General features: G+C 57.5%; 1 pseudogene. It reads right to left on the bottom strand.

From position 1 onward, the window contains the following. Positions 1-220, bottom strand: a pseudogene (locus tag P2081_RS21535) (recombinase family protein); the annotation flags it as partial. Positions 221-339: the final 119 nt, after the last annotated feature.

The raw sequence follows: 339 nt of genomic DNA, 5'->3' as shown, positions 1-339 counted from the left end.
GGAGTTCTTCGCTGGCACGCCCAGAGACGCCCTCGTCTGATAGGGTGCCCACCAGATCGTCAATATGGGCACGGTAGAAGACAGGGAGGTCCTGGGGCAAGAAGATGGGCTCTGGGGCTGCTGCGTCCCGTTTGGCCCGTGCTTGGGTCAGTTCAGCATCCACCTTGTTGAGCTGCGCTATGATAGGGGCAGAATAGTCCCCATCCTCAACCGCTTTCATCAGGTTTGCGTGCCGGGACTCGAGCTGACGCAGAGCCTGGCTATGGAGCCGGAGCAAATCATCGCCTTCTTTCTCTTCAACTTTCTTGCGCGCCAGAAACTTCTCCCGAAACTTTGCAT

The organism is Pseudophaeobacter profundi, assembly GCF_029697505.1.
Lineage (GTDB): Bacteria > Pseudomonadota > Alphaproteobacteria > Rhodobacterales > Rhodobacteraceae > Pseudophaeobacter > Pseudophaeobacter profundi.
The sequence above is the reverse complement of the archived record's forward strand: the minus strand, read 5'-3'. Positions and strand labels throughout refer to the sequence as shown.